This window comes from Streptomyces yaizuensis (assembly GCF_034961445.1).
Lineage (GTDB): Bacteria > Actinomycetota > Actinomycetes > Streptomycetales > Streptomycetaceae > Streptomyces > Streptomyces yaizuensis.
Window position 1 is genome coordinate 48,262 of sequence record NZ_BSBI01000016.1, and the last position, 15,662, is coordinate 63,923.

The following is a 15,662-nucleotide window of genomic DNA, read 5'->3' on the forward strand; positions in this document are numbered from 1 at the left end:
TGCCCCGGTGCGGCGTGTCCGTTCGGTGAATTGAACAGGAGCGAGGACTTGACGGAGAAAGCAACGTCCGACGAAGCCATAGCCATCATCGGCATGAGTTGCAGGTTTGCCCCGGACCTCGACTCGCCGCGGAAGTTCTGGGAGTTTCTCGCGGACGGCCGCAGCACGGTCGGCGACATGCCGGACAAGCGCTGGAAGCCGTACGCGGCGGGCAGCCCGCAGGCGACCGCCATCATGCGGGAGACCGTGCGCCGGGGAGCCTTCCTCGACGACATCGAGGGGTTCGACGCCGACTTCTTCGGCATCTCCCCCCGGGAGGCCGATTTCCTCGACCCGCAGCAGCGGTTCATGCTCGAACTCACCTGGGAGGCCCTCGCCGACGCGGGCATCCCCCCGCTCTCCCTGCGCGGGACCGACACCGCCGTGTACGCCGCCGCCAACTCCAACGACTACGGGCGCCGCCTGCTGGAGGACATCCCCCGCACCGGCGCGTACGCCGTCAACGGCACCACCTTCTACGGCATCGCCAACCGGGTCTCCTACTTCCTCGACCTGCGCGGACCCAGCATGGCCGTCGACACGGCCTGCGCGGGCTCGCTGACCGCGCTGCACCTGGCCCGGCAGAGCCTGATCGCCGGTGAGATCCCCCTCGCCGTGGTCGGGGGCCTCAACATCATGGCGACCCCCGCGCTCAACGTGGCGCTCCACGGCGCCGGGGCGATGTCCCCGGACGGCCGGAGCAAGGCGTTCGACAAGGACGCCGACGGCTACGGGCGCGGCGAGGGCGCCGGGGTCGTGGTCCTCAAACGGCTGGCGGACGCCCTCCGTGACGGCGACCCCGTCCAGGCCGTCCTGCGCGGCAGCGGCGTGTTCCAGGACGGGCGCTCCGACGGCATGATGGCGCCCAACGGCCGGGCGCAGGAACACATGCTGCGGAAGGCCTACGAACGCGCGGGCATCGCCCCCGGGGACGTCGACTACGTCGAGGCGCACGGCACGGGCACCCCCACCGGCGACGGCGAGGAGATCAGCGCGCTCGCCGGGGTCTTCGGCGCCGGCCGCGAGCCCGGCCGGCCCTGTCTGATCGGGTCGGTGAAGCCCAACATCGGCCATGTGGAGGGCGGATCGGGCATCGCCGGGGTCATCAAGACCGTACTGGCGCTGCGGCACCGGCAGCTCCCGCCCAGCCTGCACGGGGAGCCGACGCCCGGTGTCGACTGGGACACCTGCGGGCTCGCGCTCGTCAGGGAGCTGCGGCCGTGGCCCGCCGAGGGGCGGCCCCGGCGGGCCGGGGTCTCCAGCTACGGCGTCGGGGGGACGATCTCCCACGTCATCCTGGAGGAGAGCCCTGAGGAGAGGCCGGGGGAGAGCCCCGAGGGGGCTGCGCGGACGAACGCTTCCGATCACGACGCCTCCGATCACGACGCCTCCGATCACGACGCTTCCGATCACGACGCCTCCGACCACGGCGTTTCCCACCACGACGCCTCCTCCGGGGCCCGTCCCGCCGTCCTCCCCCTCTCCGCCGCGTCCGACGCCGGCCTGCGCTCCCTCGCCGGCGCCGTCGCGGACTGGCTCACCGACCACCCCGGCACCCCGCTGGACTCCGTCGGCCACACCCTGGCGCTGCGCCGCTCCCACCTCGCCCGCCGCGCCGCCGTCGTCGCCGGCTCCACCGCCGAGCTGACCGGGCGGCTGCGGGCCCTCGCCGCCGACGGTACGGACGCCACCCTCCCGGGCGTGGCCACCGGGCGGGCCGCGCCCGGCCAGGAGACCCCGGTCGTGTGGGTGTTCTCCGGCCACGGCGCGCAGTGGTCCGGCATGGGCAGGGACCTGCTCGACCACGACCCCGCGTTCACGGCGGCCGTCGACTCGCTCGCGGACGTCTTCCGCGAGGAGCTGGGCTGGACCCCCCGCGAGGCGCTGACCAGCGGCGGCCCCTGGACGGCCGCCCACATCCAGGCGCTGACGTTCGCGCTCCAGACCGGCCTGGCCGAGGCGTGGCGGGCCCGTGGCGTCGAACCCGGCGCGGTCGTCGGGCACTCCGTCGGGGAGATCGCGGCCGCCGTGGCCGCCGGTGTCCTCGGCCGTCAGGAGGCGGCCCGCTTCGCCTGCCGCCGCGCGGCCGCGCTCCAGCGGCTGGAGGGGCGGGGCGCGATGGCCATGGTGGGCCTGCCCTTCGACGAGGCCCGCCGGCAGCTCGCCGACCACCCGGGGGCCGAGGCGGCGATCTCCGCCGCGCCCGCGTCCACCGTCGTCTCCGGCGACCGGGACGCGATCGAACGGGCCGTGGCCGCCTGGCGCGACGCCGGGGTCTGGGTCCGGCCCGTCGACTCGGCCATCGCCTTCCACAGCGCGCAGGTGGACGAGGTCGCCGCCGAGGTCGCCGCCGCCGCCCGGCTGCTGCGGCCCCGCCCGGCGACGGTCCCGCTCTACAGCACCGCCCTGGCCGACCCCCGTTCGACGGCGGCCCGGGACAGCGCGTACTGGGTGACGAACCTGCGCAGCCCGGTCCGGTTCACCGAGGCCGTCGCGGCGGCCGCCGAGGACGGGCACCGGCTGTTCGCCGAGATCTCCTCGCACCCGGTCGTGGCGCACTCCGTCAGCGAGACCCTGCTCGCCCTCGGCATCGAGGACACGGCCGTCACCGGCACCCTCCGGCGGGACACCCCCGGCCCGGCGGGCCTGCTCGGCAACCTCGCCACCCTGCACTGCCACGGCGCCGCCGTCGACTGGTCCCGCGACCACGGCGCGGGAGCCCCGCTGCCCCTGCCCCCGGCGGTGTGGCAGCACCGCCCGTACTGGATCTTCCCCGAGTCCGCCGCCGACAGCGGCCTCGGCAGCGGGCACGACCCCGCGCGCCACAGCCTCCTCGGCGGACGGATGACCGTCAGCGGCTCCCCGTCCCGGCAGGTGTGGCAGACCCGGCTCGACATGACCACCCGGCCCTATCCGCAGAGCCACGGCCTGGTCGGCGTGGAGGTGACCCCGGCGGCCTCGATCATCAACACCTTCGCCGAGGCAGCGGGCGGGACGGGCGGGAACGGCACCGGCGCGCTCCGGGACATCGTGCTGCGGACACCGCTCGCCGTCGAACCGCCCCGGGTGGTGCAGGTGGTACGGGAGGGCAGGTCGCTCTCGCTCGCCACCCGGCTCGCCGATGACAGTGCCGGGGCCACCAGTTCCGGTTCCGGGGGCTACGACGGCGCCGAGAGCGACGACGGCGACGAGTGGATCACCCACACCACGGCGAGCCTCGCCCCCGGCGCCCCCGCGCCCACCGGCCGGATCGACCGCGCCGCCCTCCGCTCCCGGCTCCCCGAGGGCTCGCTCACCCGCGCCGACGAGATGTTCGCCCGGATGGGCGTCGAGGGCTACGCCTTCCCCTGGACCCTGGACGAACTCCGCTACGACGAACGGGAACAGCTCGCCGTCCTGGACATCGTGCCCCCGCCCGCGCGCACGGCCGCCAGCTGGGCGCACGTCATCGACGGCGCGCTCACCATCAGCGCCATGGTGGTCTCGCCCGGCGATGCCACCGTGCTCTGGATGTCCCGCTCGATCGAGTCCGTCGGCTGGCGCGGCGAACCGCCCGCCCGCATCGTCGTCCACGCGATCCGCTCCCCCCGCTCGCCCCACGACACCGTCGACGTCCAGGTCGCCGACGAGAGCGGGGAGGTCGTCTGCGAGGTGACCGGCCTCCGGTTCGCGGCCGTCGAACACCTGGGCACCGCCGTCCTGCCGAGAGACCTCGTCCACGAGATCGTCTGGCGCCCGGTGCCGCTCGACGGGCCCGGCGCGGCCCCCGCCACCGCCGTCGAACAACTCGTCCTCATCGGCGACCCCGCCGTCACCGGCCCGCTGGCGCAGCAGTGCGCGGCCGCCGGAGTGCCCTGCGTCCTGGCCGGTACGGGACCGGACGCCGTGCTCGGCCCGGAGCTGTTCACCCGGCCCGGCGCCATCGTCGTCGCCCCCGCCCCCGGGGCCGGTGACGAAGGTGACGGAGGTGACGAGGGCGACGAGCCCGTGGAACGGTCCGCCGAACGCGTCACCTGGACCCTGATCCGTACCGTCCAGCGCGTCGCCGAGATCCACGCCAACACCGCCGGCGGGCTCGCCCCCCAGCGGGTGTGGTGCCTGACCAGCGGCGTACGGGACGCCCACGACGAACGGTCGGTCGCCCACGGGCCGCTGTGGGGCGTGTCCCGCATCATCGCCGGCGACCACCCCGGACTGTGGGGCGGAGCCGTCGACCTGCCCGCCGCGGGACTGCCCGCCGTGGACGGCACCACCGGTACGCGGCTGCTCGCCGTCCTGCGCGGCCTCGCCGGCCAGGAGGACGTCGTCGCCCTCACCGGGGACGGCCCCCTGGCCGCCCGGCTCGCCCGGATCGAGCGCAGCGCCGACGGCACCCCGCTCCAGTGCTCGCCCTCCGGCACCGTACTGATCACCGGCGGGCTCGGGGCGCTCGGCCTGGAAGTGGCCCGCTGGCTCGTGGACCGGGGCGCCCGCCGCCTCCTGCTCGCCGGCCGGCGCGGCCTGCCGCCGCGCGCCGCCTGGGAGACCGTCACCGACCCGGACGTACGACGGCAGATCGACGGCGTGCTCGCCCTGGAGGCGCTGGGCGTGACCGTGGGCGTGCTGGTGCTCGACATCACGGACGCCGACCAGGTCGCCGCCGCACTCGCGCCCGGCGCGCTCGGACTGCCCCCGGTGCGCGGCATCGTCCACGCGGCGGGCGTCGTCAACAACGCCCTGGTCGACAAGGTGGAACCGGACGGGCTGCGGGAGGTGCTCGCGCCCAAGGCCACCGGGGCGATGGTGCTGCACCGGCTCTTCCCGCCGGGCACGCTCGACTTCTTCGTCCTCTTCTCGTCCTGCGGCCAGTTCGCCCGGCTGTCGGGACAGGCCGGGTACGCGGCGGCCAACTCCTTCCTCGACGCGCTCGCCGCGCACCGCAACGCGGGCGGGCACACCGAGACCGTCAGCATCGGCTGGACCGCGTGGCGCGGCCTCGGTCTCTCGGCCGACATCGCGACCACCATGTTCGAGGCCAACTCGCGGGGCCTGGAGGCCGTCTCGGTCTCGGAGGCGTTCCGGGCGTGGGCGTTCGGCGACCGTTTCCAGGCCGCCTACCAGGCCGTCCTGCGGGTGGTCCCGACACCGCCGCACACCCCGCGGCTGCCGATGTTCCGGGAGCTGACCGTCTCCGACGAGGGTGACGGCACCGCCGGCGGCCAGTCCTTCGCGGCCGAGATCGAGGGCCTGTCCGCCGAGGAGGCCCGGGAACGGGTCACGGACGACGTACGGGCGCAGGTCGCCGCCGAACTCAACCTCGGCGCCGACGAGATCGACATGAAGCGCCCGCTGGTGGAACTGGGCGTCGACTCCGTGATGACCGTCGCACTGCGGGTACGGCTGCACCGCCGGTACGGGCTGGACCTGCCGCCGACGATCCTGTGGGCGCGGCCGACGGTGGCCGCGCTGTCGGAGCACGTGGTCGACGGCCTGCGACCGGCGGGCGGCGCGGAGCCCGGGGAGGAAACGGAGCCGCGGGCGGAGAAGGAGACGGTGGCCGTCCCAGCCTGACACCTGACGCCTGCTGCCTGGCATTTGCTGCCTGGCGCCTGCCGCCGTCGCGCCGTGCACGGGCCGTCCCCGGGGAGGGGGCGGCCCGTGTGGTCGTCACGGCCGGGTGCGGGAACCCTGCTCCGAGCGGGCGGACAGCACCCGGGCCAGCGCGACCACGCTCAGGCCGAACATGAGGATCCCCAGCGGGACATGGAGCCGGGTCACTTGCGCGATGCCCAGCGCCACCTGCGCCGACGCGAGTACGAGAAAGCCGGACGCGTACAGGACGGGACGGAACGGCCCGCCGCCCGGCCGCCACGCCAGGATCGCGGCGAGCACGTACACCATCGACGCGCCGTACATCACGGGCGATCCGATGTCGTGCGGCGCACGGCCGTGGGACGAGGACATCAGCAGCCCGGCGGTGACCGTCTGGAAGAGGAGGGCCGAGGTCTGGAGGGCGATCGCGACCCGCAGGAAGGTGAGCTTGTGGTGTTCCGCCGTCGTCCGTCGGGCCATGGCGCGGTCCCCTCTTCTGCCTCGCGGCAGGGCATCGGTAGTGTCTCGTTACTCCGACGACGTGGGCCCGCGACATGTGAGGCGCGGCGCCGAAACCGCTCTCCGCCGGGGGCTCCCGCTCCCGCCGGGGGGAGTGGGCGGAGGCGGCCGGGAGGAACCGGGGAGAGGCCGAGACCATGAGCATCCCGTCCGAGCCGGATCACGACCGGTACGAGCCGGGCCCCGGGGCGGTCGTCGGCGAGCGGAGCCGACTGGTCAACATCACCTACCGGCTGCTCGGTTCACGGGCCGAGGCCGAGGACGCCGTTCAGGAGGCCTACGCCCGCTGGTACGCGATGCCGAGGCGGCGGCAGGAGGCGATCGCGTCGCCAGGGGCCTGGCTGACGACGGTGGCCACCCGGGTCTGCCTGGACCTGCTCGGCTCGGCGCGGGTCCGGCGCGAGCGGTACGTCGGCGCGTGGATCCCCGAGCCGCTGCCCGACCGTACGGAGTGGACCGGCGGGCCGGCGGGCGACGGGGGCGACCCGGCCGACCGGGTCACCCTGGACGAGTCGGTGAGCATGGCCTTCCTCGTCGTCCTGGAGTCGATGACGCCGGCCGAACGGGTGGCGTTCGTGCTGCACGACGTCTTCCGGTACCCCTTCGCGGAGATCGGCGGGATCGTCGGCCGGACGCCGGCGGCCTGCCGGCAGCTGGCGTCCTCGGCCCGCCGGCGGATGCGCGCCGCGCGGGCTCCGGAAGGTCCGGTGGCCGGGCAGGCCGGTGTGGTGCGGCGTTTCCGGGAGGCGTGGGAGGCGGGGGACATCGAAGCCCTCGTCGGTCTCCTCGACCCCGACGCCACGATGACCGCCGACGGCGGTGGACTGGCCGGGGCCGCCCTCCGCCCGGTCGAGGGCGGCGGGCGCATCGCCGCGTATCTCATCCACATCGCCGGCCGCGCCCCCGGCCTGACGCTGCTGGAGCGGACCGTGAACGGGCGGCCCGGCCTGGTGGCCCGGCAGGCCGGCGTCACCGTGACCGTGGCGGCGTTCGGTGTCGACGGCGGTCGCGTCACCCGTATCTGGGCGGTCCGCAACCCGGAGAAGCTCCGGCTGTGGAACGGCCGGAGCCGACCCGCCGCCCAGGACCCCGCGGCCGGACCGGGCACACGGGAGGGGTGAGGGAGGACGCCCACGGCATCCGCCCCCACCCCTGTTCAGGTGCCTCGGACAAGGCTGTCAGCGGCTGACAGCCGAGTCCTTGCCCCGGTCCTGGTCGGGTACGGAGCCGGGGCCGGGGCCGGGATCGCGATCACGGTCGGGGCCGCGTACACCGTCGTCCGCGCCCGTCCGGGGCCCCACCAGCTCCTTGCCGTAGCGGGCGATCGACGCCGTGGCGAGGGCCATCGGGATCGCGATGACCGTGGCCACCCGCCCGATCGACAGCCAGCTCATCATCCAGCCCACCAGCGGCGGCCCGAAGATGCCGCCCGACTTGCTGCACGCCGCCGACAGCCCGCTGCCCAGCCCCCGGAACGCCGTCGGATAGACCTGCGCGGTGTACGGGCCGAGGACCGCGACGACGCCGCTGGTCCCGGTGAGCAGCCCGATGAGGACGGGAACCGCGACCTTGGCGTCGTTCAGCGGCACCGTGGTCAGCGCCGCCAGCGACAGCGCGGTGATCGCCCCGTACAGGGTCATCGTCCGCCGGGACGACCAGCGGCTGTAGAGCCAGGCGGCGAGGACCGTGCCCGGGATCGACAGCAGGGACGACCCGAAGAGGATGCGGGACGGCGGTATCGACGTCCCGGTCTCCGCGAGCACCGTCGGCAGGAAGGTGACGAAGCCCCAGTGCACGAAGCCCCAGGAGAGGGCGAAGCCGGAGATGATCAGTGTCTGGCGGCGGTGGTCCGGGCCGAGGAGGGCGCCGACGCCCCGGTCGGTACGGGGCTCGGGCGGTGCCGTGGAGAGCCCGAAGAGGTCCGCCATCCGCCGGGATTCGGCCATCCTGCCCTGGGAGGCGAGGAAGCTGGGGGACTCCGGGATCCACCGGTTCAGCGCCAGCAGGGCCAGCGCCAGGGGAAGTTGCAGGAACCACAGCACGCGCCAGCTGTAGAGGGGTTCGAAGACCGAGGCGAGGCCGCTGGCCGCGAGATAGCCGCCGACCGTCGTCAGGCCGGCGGTCAGGACCATCAGCCCGTGGCGGCCCGGCAGCACCTCGGACATGAGCGCGTACACGATGGGCAGCATGCCGCCCGCCGACATGCCCATGAGCAGGCACATCAGCACGCTCGCCTCGAAGCTCGGCATCGCCCCGCACACGGTGGTCGCCACGAACAGCAGCGCTGCCAGGAGCACGGCCGCGCGCCGCCCGATGCGGTCCGCGAGATGGCCCCAGAGCAGGGACCCGAGGACCGTCCCGGTCAGCCCGCCCATCGGGAGCAGCGCGACCTCGGTCGAGGTCAGGCCGAACTCGGCGCGGGCGCCCGGCATGATGAAGGCGAGCGTGGCCGGTTTCAGCTGGTCCACCACGAGGGCGAAGGAGAGCACGGCGATCAGCCTGCGGCGCAGGGTGGCACGCCGGGCGGGGGAGACGGCGGCAGCGGGGGCGGGCAGGGAATCGGCCGCCGGCCCCACAGCGGCCGGCTCGGCAGGTGTCCCCACGGTGGCAGGCTCGGCCGGTGTCTCCCCGGCGGTCGGCCGCCGGGGCACCAGGCCGAAGCCCGCGAGGACCAGGCCGGCCACGATGGCGGCCATCGCCACCCACATTCCCGCGCCCATGCCCATATGGGCCATGTGGAAGTCCATCTCGGCGGCGTGGACGAACATCCGGAGGTGTTCGACCACGCCGCCCGAGCAGATCACGACACCCGACCAGAAGAGCAGGGGCCGCGGGATCAGCCCCCGGCTCCGGGCGGGCCTCATCGCCGCACCTTCGCGGGACCGGTGGGTGAGGGGCGTCGGGAAACGCCGAATGTGTCGCGCCCCGCAAGGAGCGCGTCCGTGCCGGCTGCCATGTGCGAACCTCCAGGGTCGTAAATCCTGGCGTTCATCTCAGCAGCCGCCCGCCCGGGCGCACTTCTCCAGGCTTGCGCACTCGGCGGTGGCGATGCGGCCAACGCCGTTGTGCTGGGTATGCCGGTGGTGCGGAGGAACAGCGTTACGAGGAGGGATGGTCCCCGGTGAGTACGGAGGTCAATTCAGCCCTGCATTCGTCGCGGACCAGACCCGGCAGAAGGGCGAGCCACAGCCCGGTCATGTCGTCGGCCAGTTCCGTGAGTTCGGCGAGTTCGGCGAGTTCTGTGACGTCGGCGCGTTCCGTGACATCGGTGCGTTCGGCGGGAACGAGAGGGTCCGGCGCGTCGGCGGATGGGGCGGGTTCGTTTCCGCGCCCCGGAATCCGGGGCAGTCCGGTGAATCCGGCGAGAATCAGCCGGGCCGTGCGCCGGACGTCGGTGCCGGGCAGCAGATCGCCCTGCTCCGCCGCCTCGGCCAACAGCCCTTCGACGGCGGCGAGTCCGTCGACGAGGGGGCGTGCCAGGGCCGGTGTCGCGGAGCTGACCTCGGTCATCAGCCGCAGGCCCGCCCGCATGCCCGCATCGCTCCGGTAGGCGTCGATGATCTGCCGGCCCAGCGCCACCAGCCGGGCCATCGCCCGTGGATACGCGGGCCGCAGCAGCTCCAGACGTTCCGGCCAGGGCCCGTAGGCCGCGTCGATGACGGCGGCGGCGAGTGCTTCCTTGGAGGGGAAGTGGAAGTAGAGGGCGCCTTTGCTCACATCGTGGCCGGCGACGACGTCCTCCAGACGGGTTTCGCCGAAGCCGCTTTGCTCGAACGCCTCGGCGGCCGCGCTGAGAAGGACTTCCCGTGTTGCCGCTGATCGCTTTCGCATGCCGTCCGTGATGGTCGTCGGGTGAAGGACACGAGGGGTTCGCGCCGCGGCCGGACGGTACCGGTGCGGGACGGCGGGGGCTGTCAGGTTTCCCATCGGTTCGTTCAAGCAACTCACTCCGGGTTAGCATAGCCCAATGCTCAGGCGTATCTATGAGGGGCAGGATTGCTCTCTCGCCCACGCACTGGAAGTGGTGGGTGAGAGATGGTCGTTGCTCATCGTTCGCAACGTGCTGCTCGGTATCAAGCGGTTCGACGGTCACCTCGGAGATCTGGGCATTGCCCGGAACGTCCTGACCGACCGGCTGAATCGCCTTGTCGAATACGGGATTTTGGAGCGCGTACGGTACCAGGACCGGCCTACGCGGTATGAGTACCACATCACACAGATGGGCCGCGACCTCACCCCTGCCGTGGTGGCGCTTATGCAGTGGGGTGACCGATATCTTTCGGGTGAGGCAGGGCCGCCCCGGCGCATTGAGCACATTGGATGCGAAGGCGACGTGCGGGTGGATCTGGCCTGTGAGCGCTGTGCGCGACCGGTGGCGAACGAGGAGGTCACGGCACGTCCCGTGACCTGACCCCACCCCTGGGGCGGGGTTGCTCCGAAGCGCCGGCGAGTTTCTGACATTTCGTCAAAACGGAGTGGGATCAAGAGAGCCGGCGTCGTGCGCGACGGCTCTCGGAAATGTCCGGAGCGGCGCTCTTGCGCGCGGGTGTTCATCCGTACCCCCGGTGTGCCGGGCCCGCCGGGCGGATTCCCTCCGGCCGTTTCCGGTGGACCATCCGGGCGCTTCGGAAAGAGGTATGTCCATGCGTATGTCCGAACTCAGTGCCGCGTCAGGGATTCCCGCGACGGCGCTCCGGCGCTATGCGCGGGAAGGGCTGCTCGTCCCGAGGGGCGGGGAGGACGGCCGAAGGAGCGGGCGGGGGAGCGGGCGGGGCGAGCAGGGCGGGCTCGGCCGGCTGGTGCTGATCCGGGCGCTGATCGAGGTCGGCGGGCACTCCCTGGGCGAGGTGCGGGAAATCCTCGACGCGATCGATGGCGCGATCGGCGGCACGGTCGACGGCGCAGTCGTCGCCTCGGCGGCCGGTGAGCCGCCCGCCGCCCTGCCGCACCCCGCCGGGGCCGAGGCCGGACCCGAGGCCGGACCCGTACCCGCGCCCGCACTCGACGCCGGACCCGTACCCGAAGCCGTACCCCCGCCCCCTGTCTCCGGTGCGCGGCCCCCGTCCCCCGGCGGTGCCCTGACCGGCGGCCTGACCGGCGGCCTGACCGGCGTCCGGGGCGGCTTCGGCGCCGGTGAACTCGTCGCGGACGCGCTGGACATCGCCCTGCGGCGGCTCGCCCGGCTGGCGACCACGCCCGCCCCGCGCCCTTCCCCCGCCGCCGGGCAGCCCGGTGGCGCGGTGGCACGCCAGTAGCGCACGCGCGGAGATGCCGGTCGTCCGCACCGGGTTCGACCATGGTGCTCCCGGCCACATCCGCGTGGCAGGTACACATCCGGAGGCACCGACCATGCCGACCGTCCTTGGCTCACTGCGCCGACTCCTGATGGCCCCGTCGCCGCTCGACGTGGACTTCGCGGCCCGCGGCTTCCCGGTGCCGCCCTCGCCCGCCACCCGCCGCCTGGAGGCCATCCCCCAGGCGGTCGTCTGCGGCTTCGAGTGGGCCATCGACGACCCCGGCCACCGGGAGACCGAGGCCCGGATCCGCCTGGTCGACGCCGAGTTGCGCGGCTTCGCGTACGAGGGCGCCACCATGGCCCTCACCCTCCGGGACGCCATGGCCCCCACCGGCGGCGGCCGGGCCCGCCGGCTGCTGCTCGGCCCGGCCGGGCCGCATGTCTTCCTCGCCTACATCGGGATCGGCTTCGCCCTGGCCCGCCTGCCCCGGCGGCTGTGGAAGAAGGCCGTCCCCGATCTGACCGGGGCCGCCTACCCGCAGATGAGCTGGCTGGCCGTGGACGGCTACGGCTTCGACCTCGCCTACTTCCACACCGGCCGGTACGTGGACGAGCAGCGCGTGCCCGCCCCGTACGACTGGGAGGGCCACCCCGGCTACTTCGCCCGCGCGGTGGACCAGGGCATCGGCCGCGCGCTCTGGTTCATCCACGGCGCACGGGCCGACCGGGTCGCCGCCGCCGTGGACGGCTTCGACGAGGCCCGCCGGCCGGACCTGTGGAGCGGCGTCGGGCTGGCCGCCACCTTCGCCGGCTCCTTCACCGAAAGCGATCTGGCCCTGCTGCGCCGGGCGGCGGACGGCCACCGGGGCGAGCTGGGCCAGGGCGCCGTCTTCGCCGCCAAGGCCCGTGCGTACGCCGGTACGGTGCCGGAGCACACCCACACGGCCCTCGGCGCCCTCGCCGGGCTGACCCTGGCCGGGGCGGTCGCCCTGGCCGACGACTGCGCCGTGGAGCCGGGCACAGCCCCGGGCGGCGGCGCGGTACGGCCCGGCGATATCGACGGCGTACCCGCCTATGAACAGTGGCGTCTAAACATCCGTGACCGGATCTCCACAACCGCTGGTTGAGCATTATTGAAGTAGCCGCCTCTTCGGTGGTGCTGTGTAGATTCACTGACAGTTCCCCCACGTATGCGAGGCCGAATTCGGCGAGGGGCGGTAGAGCACCATGTCGGCTCTTTTGCGTGCGCTGAGGCGCCGCATTCTCACACCCAGCATTTCCGAGACCAGTCTCGACAAGCGGGGCTTCCACAGGAAAAGCCCGGAAGCCCAGGAGCTTTTGGAGACCGTCGGTCGCAGCTTTCTCGAAGGATATGGCCACGCGGTCGGGACGCGTACCGTCGCGGAGTTGGAGCACTGTCTCGCCGGTGTGCCGGAGCGCTTTCGCGGGTTCGCCTACGAGGGGGCGGCGATGGGCGCCACCGTCCTCGACGCGATCCCCGGCACCGGCGGGCGGCGCCTGGCCGCCCTCCTGTCGGGCCAGGGCCGCCACCACGTCTACATGGCCTATGTCGGCATCGGCTGGGCGCTGGCCCGGCTGCCCCGCCCGCTCTGGCCCGACATCGGCCGTACCGATCCGCTGATCCGGTGGCTGATCCTCGACGGGTACGGCTTCCACCAGGCGTACTTCCACACCGACCGCTATGTGCGCGACCAGCGCCCGAGCACCGGCCTCGGCTGGCCCTGGGGGCCCGCCGGCTATCTACAGAACGCCGTTGACCAGGGCATCGGCCGGGCGGTGTGGTTCGTCGCCGGTACCGACCCGGATCTGGCCGCGACCCTGATCGAGAAGTTCCCCCACCAGCGGCGGCCCGACCTCTTCAGCGGTACGGGGCTGGCCGCGGCCTACGCCTGCGGGGCGCGCGCGGACGAGCTGGAGCAGCTGGCCCACCGCGCCGGACCGTACCGCCCCCAGCTGCTCCAGGGAGTGGCGTTCGCCGCCGAGGCCCGGGAGCTGGCCGGGCTGACCGTGGAGCAGAACCGGCTCGCCGTCAGGACCCTGACGGGCCTGGAGCCGAAGGAGGCGGCGCTCGTGTGCCGGCGGACCAGGCCCCAGGGCCCCGCGACCGGTGACGACTACGAGCGGTGGCGCCGCGCAATAGCCGATGAGATCACCTCACGAGGGGAGCGCCAGAACCCATGAACCTGCGAACCCGAATGCGTAATCAGCTTCCAGGAATCATCGCACTCACTCTCATGGTGAGCGTTTTCTATGCGGTCCGGCTGCCCAGTGTGTCGGAGGCCGAGGCCAATCGGATGGCCGAGGACTATTCCTTCACACCCATGTCGATAGCGCTGCCGGAAGGATTTGACCAGCAGACGATCCGCAAGGTGAACAAGAAATACCGCAACATCGAGGCATGGATTTCCTCGGTCGGTGCCGGTGTCTCGATGAACGACGTGGACGGCGACGGCCTCGCCAACGACCTGTGCGTCACGGACCCGAGGATCGACCAGGTCGTCGTCACCCCGACGCCGGGGAAGGGCTCCGGGCGCTACCGGCCCTTCGCGCTGGATCCCGCGCCGCTGCCGATGAGTTCCACCATGGCACCGATGGGCTGCGCCGCCGGCGACTTCAACGAGGACGGCGCCACCGACCTGCTCGTCTACTACTGGGGCCGCACGCCCGTCGTCTTCCAGGCCCGTCCCGCCGCCGAGGGCCTGGCCCCGGCCTCCTTCACCCCGGTGGAGCTGATCCGGGGCGTGGGCGACACCATCTACACCGGCCCGCAGTGGAACAGCAACGCCGTCACGATCGCCGACTTCGACGGCGACGGCCACGACGACATCCTGATCGGGAACTACTTCCCCGACAGTCCGGTCCTCGACCCGTCCAAGGACGGCGGGGTGGAGATGAACCACTCCCTGTCGCACGCCCAGAACGGCGGCGAGGACATCGTCCTGCGCTGGACCGCGAAGGGCTTCGAGGAGACCGAGAACGCGCTGCCCGAGGACACCCGCAACGGCTGGACCCTCGGCGCGTCCGCCGCCGACCTCGATGGCGACCTGCTGCCCGAGTTGTATCTCGCCCACGACTTCGGCACCTCGCGGCTGCTGCACAACCGCTCCCGCCCCGGGAAGATCAAGTTCATGGCGGTGGACGGCCCGCGCGACCCGATGGTGCCCCGTTCCAAGCAGCTGGGCCGCAGCTCCTTCAAGGGCATGGGCGTCGACTTCGGCGACCTCGACAACGACGGCCTTCACGACATGTTCGTCAGCAACATCACCACCTCCTTCGGCATCCAGGAGTCCAACTTCACCTTCATCAACCAGGCGAAGGACCAGAGCGCCCTGCGCGAGCGGTTCTCCGAGGGCGTCGCCCCGTACGAGGACAGGAGCGTCCCCCTGGGGACGGCCTGGTCCGGCTGGGGCTGGGATGTGAAGACCGGCGACTTCGACAACGACGGCACCCTGGAGATCGCCCAGACCACCGGCTTCGTCAAGGGCAAGACCAACCGCTGGCCCCAGCTCCAGGAGCTGGCCACCGCGAACGACGCCCTCACCTCCAACCCGCTGTGGTGGCCCCATGTGAAGGAGGGCGACGACATCGGCGGCGACCAGACCCTGCGGTTCTTCGCCAAGAGCGGCGGCGGCCGGTACGCCAACCTCGCGAGCCGCCTCGGCATGGACGTGCCGATCCCGACCCGGGGCATCGCCACCGGTGACGCCGACGGCGACGGCCGTCTCGACATGGCCGTGGCCCGCCAGTGGGGCGAGCCCGTCTTCTACAGCAACCGGAGCAAGGCCCCCGGCGACCACCTGGGGCTCACCCTCACCCACCCCTCGGGCTCGCCGGTGATCGACGCCCAGGCCGTGGTGACCCTCCCCGACGGCTCCCGCCGGGTCGGCCGCGTCGACGGCGGCGGCGGCCACTCCGGCAAGCGCAGCCACGAGATCCACCTCGGTCTCGGCGACGACGTGCGCGGACCGCTCCCGGTGGAGCTGCGCTGGCGGGACCGGAACGGTGAGATCCGTCAGGCGGAACTCCGCCTGGACAGCGGCCGGCACACGATCCGGCTGGACGAGGGGGCGACCCGGCTGTCCGGGAAGACGGACGCGGGCAAGGAGCCCCAGCTCGCCCGGACGACGGAGACAGCCGGGACAGCCACGGCGACGACAGCGACGACAGCCACGGCGAAGACAGCCACGACGACGAAGACAGCCACGACCACGACAGCAGCCACGAAGGCAACAGCAGCCACCACGACCCAGGCCGGCCAGGCGAAGGAGAAGTGACG

Annotated in this window: 10 protein-coding genes; 7 read left to right on the top strand and 3 right to left on the bottom strand. The window is 73.0% G+C overall.

Going from position 1 to position 15,662, the window contains the following annotated elements; translation table 11 throughout:
• The first annotated feature begins 48 nt into the window (after window positions 1-48).
• Window positions 49-5,589 carry a type I polyketide synthase gene (locus SYYSPA8_RS31130; RefSeq protein WP_323450754.1) on the top strand — a complete coding sequence of 1,847 codons (5,541 nt, stop codon included), beginning with the start codon at window positions 49-51 and terminating at the stop codon, window positions 5,587-5,589.
• Between the two features lie 96 nt (window positions 5,590-5,685).
• On the opposite strand, the gene SYYSPA8_RS31135 is transcribed toward SYYSPA8_RS31130, so the two are convergent.
• The gene (locus SYYSPA8_RS31135) at window positions 5,686-6,090 is read right to left on the bottom strand and encodes a hypothetical protein (protein ID WP_323450755.1); all 405 of its coding nucleotides are present in this window, start codon (window positions 6,088-6,090) and stop codon (window positions 5,686-5,688) included.
• Window positions 6,091-6,266: 176 nt separating this feature from the next.
• On the opposite strand from SYYSPA8_RS31135, the gene sigJ reads away from it, so the two are divergent.
• A complete protein-coding gene (gene sigJ, locus SYYSPA8_RS31140) occupies window positions 6,267-7,250 on the top strand; it encodes an RNA polymerase sigma factor SigJ (RefSeq protein ID WP_323450756.1) in 984 nt (327 codons plus the stop codon).
• 57 nt (window positions 7,251-7,307) lie between these two features.
• Here the strand turns inward: sigJ and SYYSPA8_RS31145 are convergent, their stop codons facing one another.
• Window positions 7,308-8,993, bottom strand: a complete 1,686-nt coding sequence (locus SYYSPA8_RS31145) for an MFS transporter (RefSeq protein ID WP_323450757.1) — start codon at window positions 8,991-8,993, stop codon at window positions 7,308-7,310.
• Between the two features lie 235 nt (window positions 8,994-9,228).
• Window positions 9,229-9,960 carry a helix-turn-helix domain-containing protein gene (locus SYYSPA8_RS31150; protein WP_323450758.1) on the bottom strand — a complete coding sequence of 244 codons (732 nt, stop codon included), beginning with the start codon at window positions 9,958-9,960 and terminating at the stop codon, window positions 9,229-9,231.
• Window positions 9,961-10,096: 136 nt separating this feature from the next.
• On the opposite strand from SYYSPA8_RS31150, the gene SYYSPA8_RS31155 reads away from it, so the two are divergent.
• From SYYSPA8_RS31155 to SYYSPA8_RS31175, 5 genes are all read left to right on the top strand, one after another.
• Window positions 10,097-10,540, top strand: coding sequence for a winged helix-turn-helix transcriptional regulator (locus SYYSPA8_RS31155; RefSeq protein WP_323450759.1), 444 nt, complete (start codon window positions 10,097-10,099; stop codon window positions 10,538-10,540).
• A 238-nt stretch (window positions 10,541-10,778) separates the two neighbouring features.
• The gene (locus tag SYYSPA8_RS31160) at window positions 10,779-11,384 is read left to right on the top strand and encodes a MerR family transcriptional regulator (protein ID WP_323450760.1); all 606 of its coding nucleotides are present in this window, start codon (window positions 10,779-10,781) and stop codon (window positions 11,382-11,384) included.
• 94 nt (window positions 11,385-11,478) lie between these two features.
• Window positions 11,479-12,492, top strand: coding sequence for a DUF1702 family protein (locus tag SYYSPA8_RS31165; protein WP_323450761.1), 1,014 nt, complete (start codon window positions 11,479-11,481; stop codon window positions 12,490-12,492).
• Between the two features lie 100 nt (window positions 12,493-12,592).
• A complete protein-coding gene (locus SYYSPA8_RS31170; protein ID WP_323450762.1) occupies window positions 12,593-13,567 on the top strand; it encodes a DUF1702 family protein in 975 nt (324 codons plus the stop codon).
• 53 nt (window positions 13,568-13,620) lie between these two features.
• Entirely contained in the window at window positions 13,621-15,660 is a 2,040-nt protein-coding gene (locus SYYSPA8_RS31175; protein ID WP_323450763.1) for an FG-GAP repeat domain-containing protein, read from the top strand.
• The last annotated feature ends 2 nt before the right edge of the window (window positions 15,661-15,662 follow it).

What these genes read in the sequence shown, in the direction of transcription:
- SYYSPA8_RS31135 (WP_323450755.1), bottom strand. Translation starts at nt 6,090, where the DNA reads ATGGCCCGACGGACGACGGCGGAACACCACAAGCTCACCTTCCTGCGG.
- sigJ (WP_323450756.1), top strand. Translation starts at nt 6,267, where the DNA reads ATGAGCATCCCGTCCGAGCCGGATCACGACCGGTACGAGCCGGGCCCC.
- SYYSPA8_RS31145 (WP_323450757.1), bottom strand. Translation starts at nt 8,993, where the DNA reads ATGAGGCCCGCCCGGAGCCGGGGGCTGATCCCGCGGCCCCTGCTCTTC.
- SYYSPA8_RS31150 (WP_323450758.1), bottom strand. Translation starts at nt 9,960, where the DNA reads ATGCGAAAGCGATCAGCGGCAACACGGGAAGTCCTTCTCAGCGCGGCC.
- SYYSPA8_RS31155 (WP_323450759.1), top strand. Translation starts at nt 10,097, where the DNA reads ATGCTCAGGCGTATCTATGAGGGGCAGGATTGCTCTCTCGCCCACGCA.
- SYYSPA8_RS31160 (WP_323450760.1), top strand. Translation starts at nt 10,779, where the DNA reads ATGTCCGAACTCAGTGCCGCGTCAGGGATTCCCGCGACGGCGCTCCGG.
- SYYSPA8_RS31165 (WP_323450761.1), top strand. Translation starts at nt 11,479, where the DNA reads ATGCCGACCGTCCTTGGCTCACTGCGCCGACTCCTGATGGCCCCGTCG.
- SYYSPA8_RS31170 (WP_323450762.1), top strand. Translation starts at nt 12,593, where the DNA reads ATGTCGGCTCTTTTGCGTGCGCTGAGGCGCCGCATTCTCACACCCAGC.
- SYYSPA8_RS31175 (WP_323450763.1), top strand. Translation starts at nt 13,621, where the DNA reads ATGGTGAGCGTTTTCTATGCGGTCCGGCTGCCCAGTGTGTCGGAGGCC.